Genomic DNA, 7850 nt, shown 5'->3' with positions numbered 1-7850 from the left:
GCGCGTAGTATTTATTCTTTTTCTCATTTGACTTTTCACGAGTATTTTACAGCAAGGGGACTTTATGCAACTTCCAATGGTTTAAAAAAAATGGTCCCGAAAAATAATAATTAACTCATAAAGTTTCTGAAATTGTTGTTTTTGTTGTGCTGTTGGCTGCCAATTTAATGTTTCTTGCCAAACAGAATCCATTTCTGGCAAGATGTGTCTATTATTGTGAATATTCATGTTGAGGGAATAAGCAAGAATAAAACAAAAGATTCGATTTATTTGATTATAAGGTGAGGCGTAGCTATAAATATCTATAATCAGCTTTTTGCTCATCGGATTATGAACAAAAATAAAATAAAAAGTCAAAAATAGATAAAAATAAGCCTTTGATAAATTTCAAGCATAAGCCATTTTCGTTTATACTTATCTGATAGCCTCAAAAATATTCAACATAATAGATATTAGAAGTTTTCGGCTATTTTTTCTCTATTCATNGAACAAAAATAAAATAAAAAGTCAAAAATAGATAAAAATAAGCCTTTGATAAATTTCAAGCATAAGCCATTTTCGTTTATACTTATCTGATAGCCTCAAAAATATTCAACATAATAGATATTAGAAGTAAATACTATAACGATCTAGTTTTTATGACTATAGAAGTATATACAACAGAAGCAGCATTTTTGCTTAATATATCGACAGGTAGACTGCGAATACTACTTCAACAAGGCAGAGTAGTAGGTGCTTATAAGGTTGAAAGGTTATGGATGATTCCTCTTAACAACCGAGGAGTACCAGAAATTATACCTGGTCGTCGAGGTCCTGAAGGAACCTGGAATAAGGCTGAACGTACAGGCAATACTTTTGTTCATGTTCTACGAAAGACTATTGACTATAACCGAGATAATAAAACTTCTTATCCGGCAATTGCTGTAAAAGTTGGAGATAAAAAAGATTATTGCCACGCCCTAAAAATTGATGGACCTTGCCAAATAGTCTATCAGCCACACCAGCCTAACAAAAGTCAAGCAGGCGGTGCCCGTCTGTGGATTGAGGTTGAGCCACAACATCAAGTAGAACGAATTTATTTTTCAAGAGGAGATTACGGTCCGCCCCCGGAAGTGACTCAGCAGAGGCAAAAGAAGAAAGAAAAAAGTAAAAAGTCTTCTCAGAAGAAATGTTTGATAAAATCACAATCTTAAGTTATTTATCCTTTCTTTGAGACCCTATACTCCCCTGCCCTCCGCCAGGAATAATTATTTTTCGTCAGAGAATATTTACAACCCTATATTTTTGGTTAACTAATCCTAGCAAGATGTAGGAGATTTCAAAGGATACTATTTTTCTAAGCGTGACAATAAATTGACCGTGCCACCTTCCCCACACTCCCCACCTATTACCTATTCTCCATCCCCTATTCCCTATTCCCTTTTTTACAAAGTTGACGATCGCTCTCTTGAACATGAGGATTGGTCTGTAAATAATCACAGACCCAACTACAACCTTTCTCTAACAAATCATCCAATGCCAAATTCCACAAAATCACAGTTTGATCTCTACTACCAGAAGCTAACAACTTACCATCAGGACTAAAACTTACACTCATCACACTATCTTTATGACTGCTCAAAGTTTTTATAAACTACCATCATAAAGNCGATCGCTCTCTTGAACATGAGGATTGGTCTGTAAATAATCACAGACCCAACTACAACCTTTCTCTAACAAATCATCCAATGCCAAATTCCACAAAATCACAGTTTGATCTCTACTACCAGAAGCTAACAACTTACCATCAGGACTAAAACTTACACTCATCACACTATCTTTATGACTGCTCAAAGTTTTTATAAACTACCATCATAAAGACTCCAGAGCTTAATTTTACCATCATAACTAGACGAAGCAATTACCTGACCATCTGGACTAAAACTCACACTGGTAATACTATCACTAGCACCTTTTAAAAAAGTTTTCAGTAACTCACCATTAATACTCCAAAGTTTTACCGTATTATCAAAACTTCCTGTAGCGATCGCCTGACCATCTGGACTAAAACTTACTGCTAAAATCCAACTTTTGTGGGCATTAATAGTTCTTAGCAGCACACCTTTATCAGTCCATAGTTTCACCGTACCATCATCGCTAGCAGAGGCGAGCATTTTACCATCTGGACTAAAACTCACACTACTAACCCATTCCTTATGTCCAAATAAAGTTTTCAGCAACTCACCTTGACGGTTCCACAACNATCTGGACTAAAACTTACTGCTAAAATCCAACTTTTGTGGGCATTAATAGTTCTTAGCAGCACACCTTTATCAGTCCATAGTTTCACCGTACCATCATCGCTAGCAGAGGCGAGCATTTTACCATCTGGACTAAAACTCACACTACTAACCCATTCCTTATGTCCAAATAAAGTTTTCAGCAACTCACCTTGACGGTTCCACAACTTTACCGTTTTATCTTTGCTACTAGAAGCAATAATTTGATTATTTGGACTAAAGCTGACACTCATCACATGATCGGTATGTCCCATAAGATTGATATTTTGGGAGGTAAAATCAGGGGAATGATAATTTGTATTCAAATTCCTATCAAAACAAAAAGTTTCTATTGACTTTGAGAAACATCCTAGTCTACTAGAAACTTTGACTTGACTATCAAGGTTAATGTCAACCAAACTGCGATATTTTTCTGACTCAAAAGACTGATGTGGCAGTAGGGAAAAATTTATGCGAAAAAAGGGAATAAATTTCTTCAAAGGGACAAGACAAAAATTACCCACCCTCACAAAACAACTTAACTTACTAGCAAAATCATCTTTAATTTTTCCCTCTTCCCTGAAATATAATTTGCTTTTCTGATTCTGAGGAGAAAAAAGCTGATTATATTGGTCATAAGGTTGCCAATGTTGAGGAGCATCAAGTAATTCCCAGTTCCAGATTTTCTCTGGAGAATTGAAGTACCACAATTTTACTGTTTTGTCGCGGCTACCTGAAGCAAGAATCTGACCATCTGGGCTAAAACTTACACTTGTCACTCTCTTAGTATGCCCTCTGAGAGTATTAACTAACTTACCTGTGCGACTCCACAGTTTAATAGTATTGTCTTCAGATGCAGAAGCTAAGATTTGACCATCTTGACTGAAACTTAGACCAAAAACTCTGAGTTGATGTCCTTTCAGAACATTCAGAGAACTATTTTTGAGACTCCACAACTTAATAGTTTTGTCATAGCTAGATGAAGCCAGAGTTTGGCCATCTGGGCTGAAACTCACCTGAGTAACTCTATCTCCATGACCCGAAAAAGTTTTCAAAAGGGTTCCATCTAAGTCCCAAATTTTGATGGTTTTGTCTTTACTGGAGGAAGCTATTGTTTTCCCATCAGGAGAAAAGCTGGCACTAATCACTTGTTCTGTATGTGCAATTATTGTCTTTTTAAGAATTGGTCTGTTTCGCCAAAAACGCCAAATTTTGATTGTTTTATCCCCACTTGCTGTTACCAAACTTTTACCATCAGGAGAAAAATTGACACTATTGACACTGTAGACTGGCGTACTCTGATTTCGATCTCCATGTTGTAAGGTTGCCAAAAGTTTACCATTGAGATTCCACAATTGTAATTCCCCATTTCTATTACCAGCAGCAATGATTTTTCCATTAGGACTAAAGCTAACCCATTGGATAGCTGCTTTGGTTTTAATTGTTCTCAGTAGTACACCTGTTTTGCTCCAAATTTTGATAGTTTTGTCTAGTGAGCCTGATGCTAATATTTTGTTATTGGGACTGAAGTCAACTGTTAATACTGATTTACGATGACTCTTGAGAGATAGAGGTTTCTTTTCTAGTTGCTGAAGATCCCAAATTTTCACTGTCTGATCGTCGGAAGCTGAAGCTAAATATTTGCCATCTGAACTAAAGCTAATTCTGCTTACTCCATCTGTATGATCTGTTAAGGTTTTTTGTAATTTGCCATCTCGACTCCATAATTTAATAGTTTTATCTGCACTAGCAGAGGCAATTAAGTTTCCTTCGGGATTGAAAATGACACTCCAAACTACATTACCATGTTCTTCTAAATGGTTATATTCGCTAACTTGATNGCTAAATATTTGCCATCTGAACTAAAGCTAATTCTGCTTACTCCATCTGTATGATCTGTTAAGGTTTTTTGTAATTTGCCATCTCGACTCCATAATTTAATAGTTTTATCTGCACTAGCAGAGGCAATTAAGTTTCCTTCGGGATTGAAAATGACACTCCAAACTACATTACCATGTTCTTCTAAATGGTTATATTCGCTAACTTGATAAACTGCTTGCTGAAGAGAGGCTGCAATACGATATTCTGTATCATTTGATAGGTTATTTTCTCCTAATAATTGTTTAATTTTTTGCCATTTTTGACCTGCTCTGATACTTTCTATCAGAGCATCAAATTTATAACCTGAGAAAAATAATGCTTCTGAAACAGCGGTCATACTATTAATATCTGCCCGATGTTTTTCAGCAGTTACTACTTGTTTTTGAAATATTGTTTTCTGTCAAAAACCTAGTGTAGCGATGGTTGATAGTGACATTAATATAATTCCTACAATTGCTACTGCTAGTTGTCGTTTTAATACTATATTTAGTTTAGCTTGGCTAATTATTCTATCTGTTTCTGCCTGATTATTTGCGATTTCAGCTTGTTTTATTTCTAGTTCAGCCTGGTTTAATCTTTCTTCTAAGTTAAACCTTTTACGGATTGGTTTGACTATATAATCGTGAACTAGCTGGTAGTGTTTTTCCTGGAACTCTTTGCGGATAAATAATAATCCTGAATCTATTAATATTTCTAAAATTAAGTGAATCTGTTATCCACAAAACTAGAGGAAAACGGAATTTTTTCCTAAATTCATCTCTGACTTGATTAGTAGAAGTTAGTAGCTCATTTATCGCTTCTACTTTTTCTAAGTCAAATATCATTATTGCTGGTGGTTCGGGAAAATTTTCTAATTGGGATACGTTTAAAGGTTTATTGAGCCTGATATTATAGCAGTTTTCATGTTTTTTAGAGTACAGAGATTTGGGTTTCAAGGAATAAGGAAGAAGTAATGCAAGTCATGAAGTGAAAACCGCTATAAATATTACTAAAAGTCGGCTGCCTTGATTTTAAAGTCTATTAAATTCATTTAATGTCCTTAAGCTCTAATACCAATTCCCATGCATTAACGCTATACTTAGATAAAACTTCAGTTATTAAATAATTAAACTAAGGTAATTACTTTATTGTTAGTTTGAAGTAATTTAGCATTAATTATTCTTGTTTGTACGGACGTTGCACCGGCAAAAATGCGTTTTCCGTCCCTGAATGCTCCGCCAACATGTCGCGCAGCAAAACGTTCCTACCTCCCCCACTCCCCTACTCTGAAATAGATAAAGTTTTTGAGAAATGGTATAATTGCGCTCGTGCTGACTGCTAATAGCTGTTAGCTCCGCATTCCGCAGGAAATGCTTACCTATTCCCTATTCCCTATAATTACTATTAATCCAATTAGCATATTTTTTAGTTTCTGCCAATAATGGATTAATTCCAAACCAATGACCATTCTTATCTCGATATTCAAAAACAAACATACTCCTGAGTAAAATTTGGCATTCTTCTTCCCCAGTAACTCTTTGATTTTCTACTACTTTAAATAATAACTCCCATTCATCAGCAGTAATAGCTCTAACTAGATCGTCTAGGTATTCCTGAATCACACTTTCTAAACATTCACTAGAAAAAGGAGGATCTTCTTGTTGGAGACAACTATAGAGCAACATTAACAGTCTTCGCATATGACCCCCACTGATGCGGCAAAGTCTATCAAGGGTTTCAGGGGTTTCAAAAAGACTGGGGATCAATTATAGACGTTGTTGAGAAGGTATTTCTGGAAAAGCTCTAGCTAATACCATTTCTCTTAATAAAGTCATTCCCGGTTCATAATCATTAGGTTCCATTGTGGGTTTTTTACACCTAATTTGTACAGGTACCATTGGTAATATTTTGGGTTTAACTCCAAATCGACTTGATAATCTGCCATAATCATTAGAGAACATTAAAGTGAGGGGAATTGTGTATACTACATGACAGTTCAGTTTTTTAAGTTGTTCGCTTCGGTCTACAAATAAATATTCTGGTTGAGTACGTCCCCAAGATTTAGGTGAGTTATCTACACGGTCTAAATTATCAACAATAACAACAAGTCCTTTCTTATCTCGGCGTTTGAGTTCTATATTGGCACGTTCAAGTAATTCTTGATTAATTGATTCTAGAATGGTGCTGGTTCGTGGTTCGAGGTATTGTCTTAATTGAGAACGTAGTTTAGGAGAGTTCTTAGTTTTAGCAGTAATTTTAGCAATTCCCACAGATAATTCTGCTTCTGTTGAAAGTTCTATGGGAGTTTGTAAAACTTCTGATACTTCAGTAAATAGCTTTTGGAAGTAACCTGGTTTAATTTTTATTTTCGTTTGTTCCATACTTTCGCTGACTTGACGAGCGATCGCCAGCAAAATATCACTAATATCTACATCTCCCATATCTAAGTCTTCAGAAGACTCGAAGTAAACAACGTGATATCCATGTTTTTCTAGTTTATCTTTTAGTCGAAATAATTCAGTGGACTTACCACAACCGATATGTCCTGTAAAGAGTTGACAAGATGGCTGATTTTCAGATAAAAGTGTTATGGTCCTTTCTAACTTTCGGATAATGTCACTACCCCTGACGCTGGCAAAATCTATGTAATATTGTTGATCTTCAGGGTTTCCTACTATTAGAGTCTTGCTAGGGTTACAAGCCTTGTAAAATTTAATTAGGTCTAGTTCACTCAACACTTCTTTTCCTAATATATATAAACNGTGGACTTACCACAACCGATATGTCCTGTAAAGAGTTGACAAGATGGCTGATTTTCAGATAAAAGTGTTATGGTCCTTTCTAACTTTCGGATAATGTCACTACCCCTGACGCTGGCAAAATCTATGTAATATTGTTGATCTTCAGGGTTTCCTACTATTAGAGTCTTGCTAGGGTTACAAGCCTTGTAAAATTTAATTAGGTCTAGTTCACTCAACACTTCTTTTCCTAATATATATAAACAAAGTAGTATTGTGTAATATTGTTGAGTGTTATTTTCCTGGATTCTTTTAATCTGGGCAAGAGGTATGTCAATACTTATGGGTCAAAGCATCAATAAATTATTACCCTAAAGGAAATAGAATATATACCATTTGGTATCAATGCCAGTGATTAAGTTTTTTGAACAGGAGCCAGGAGATTGAGAGGGGTATATAGAATCCATTTGGGATCTATTTAGAATTTATAGATGGGGAGTGTGAAGAGTGTGGGGAGATGAGGGCGTTTTTCTAACTTTTTCCCCTCTGAGTATTTCTCAATCTCCTGACTTCTGTACGGGTGATTTCCGTTTGTCATGCTCCTAAGGCACGCGTTTACGTTTGCAGAGCATTCCGAAGGAAAGTATTCCGGAACGGAAATCACCCCTACTCCTGAGGACTGAGCCAAAAACTCGCAGCTTTGCAGAGATACGCTTAGGGCTTCTATAGAAAAAAGGATGTACATAGTAATGGTATGGGGAGTGTGGGGAGTGTGGGGAGTGTGGAGAGTGTGGGGAGTATAGAAAAAAAATGTATATTTTCGCCATTACTATGCAGGACTATAGAAAAAAGCTTAAAAAATACTCATATTTTCCCCGTATGCTCATATTCTCCTTCTCTTTTTAAATAGATTTCAAATGGCTTATATAAACAGAGAAGACAATCAATTAGATGATTTAGAATAAACACAACTTTTATTCCCTATATAGAACCC

At 35.8% G+C, this 7850-nt stretch carries 7 protein-coding genes and 3 pseudogenes; 1 reads left to right on the top strand and 9 read right to left on the bottom strand.

All coding sequences use genetic code 11. The features are described 5' to 3' along the window. Positions 1-81: 81 nt before the first annotated feature. Positions 82-228 (bottom strand): hypothetical protein, encoded by a 147-nt coding sequence (locus tag AFK68_RS19770; RefSeq protein ID WP_371357461.1) that lies wholly within the window; start codon positions 226-228, stop codon positions 82-84. Positions 229-638: 410 nt separating this feature from the next. Between AFK68_RS19770 and AFK68_RS19765 the strand changes: the two genes are divergently transcribed. Beyond that, positions 639-1193 carry a hypothetical protein gene (locus AFK68_RS19765; protein ID WP_094674412.1) on the top strand — a complete coding sequence of 185 codons (555 nt, stop codon included), beginning with the start codon at positions 639-641 and terminating at the stop codon, positions 1191-1193. Between the two features lie 212 nt (positions 1194-1405). Here the strand turns inward: AFK68_RS19765 and AFK68_RS19760 are convergent, their stop codons facing one another. From AFK68_RS19760 to AFK68_RS45765, 8 genes and pseudogenes are all read right to left on the bottom strand, one after another. After that, on the bottom strand, positions 1406-1621 hold the full coding sequence (locus tag AFK68_RS19760) for a WD40 repeat domain-containing protein (protein WP_094674410.1): 216 nt from the start codon (positions 1619-1621) through the stop codon (positions 1406-1408). 27 nt (positions 1622-1648) lie between these two features. Then, positions 1649-1809, bottom strand: a 161-nt coding sequence (locus AFK68_RS42105) for a hypothetical protein (protein ID WP_371357462.1), incomplete at its 3' end; no start/stop codon positions are given. A gap of 29 nt (positions 1810-1838) precedes the next feature. Then, entirely contained in the window at positions 1839-2177 is a 339-nt protein-coding gene (locus AFK68_RS42100; RefSeq protein WP_246844298.1) for a WD40 repeat domain-containing protein, read from the bottom strand. A gap of 65 nt (positions 2178-2242) precedes the next feature. Continuing rightward, positions 2243-4098 (bottom strand): annotated as a pseudogene (locus AFK68_RS45775) (WD40 repeat domain-containing protein); the annotation flags it as partial. Position 4099: 1 nt separating this feature from the next. Then, the coding region (locus tag AFK68_RS45770; RefSeq protein ID WP_371357460.1) for a WD40 repeat domain-containing protein at positions 4100-4476 on the bottom strand (377 nt) is incomplete at its 3' end. 259 nt (positions 4477-4735) lie between these two features. After that, positions 4736-4963, bottom strand: coding sequence for a hypothetical protein (locus tag AFK68_RS19725; RefSeq protein WP_094674406.1), 228 nt, complete (start codon positions 4961-4963; stop codon positions 4736-4738). Positions 4964-5503: 540 nt separating this feature from the next. After that, positions 5504-6853 (bottom strand): annotated as a pseudogene (locus AFK68_RS19720) (P-loop NTPase fold protein). A gap of 27 nt (positions 6854-6880) precedes the next feature. Next, positions 6881-7095: pseudogene (locus AFK68_RS45765) on the bottom strand (ATP-binding protein); the annotation flags it as partial. Positions 7096-7850 lie beyond the last annotated feature (755 nt).

The organism is Hydrocoleum sp. CS-953, from assembly GCF_002260545.1.
Classification (GTDB): domain Bacteria; phylum Cyanobacteriota; class Cyanobacteriia; order Cyanobacteriales; family Microcoleaceae; genus Trichodesmium.
The sequence above is the reverse complement of the archived record's forward strand: the minus strand, read 5'-3'. Positions and strand labels throughout refer to the sequence as shown.

Bases quoted from the DNA above. Each gene is read 5' to 3' on its own strand.
- AFK68_RS19770 (WP_371357461.1), bottom strand. From the start codon at position 228: ATGAATATTCACAATAATAGACACATCTTGCCAGAAATGGATTCTGTT.
- AFK68_RS19725 (WP_094674406.1), bottom strand. From the start codon at position 4,963: ATGATATTTGACTTAGAAAAAGTAGAAGCGATAAATGAGCTACTAACT.
- AFK68_RS19765 (WP_094674412.1), top strand. From the start codon at position 639: ATGACTATAGAAGTATATACAACAGAAGCAGCATTTTTGCTTAATATA.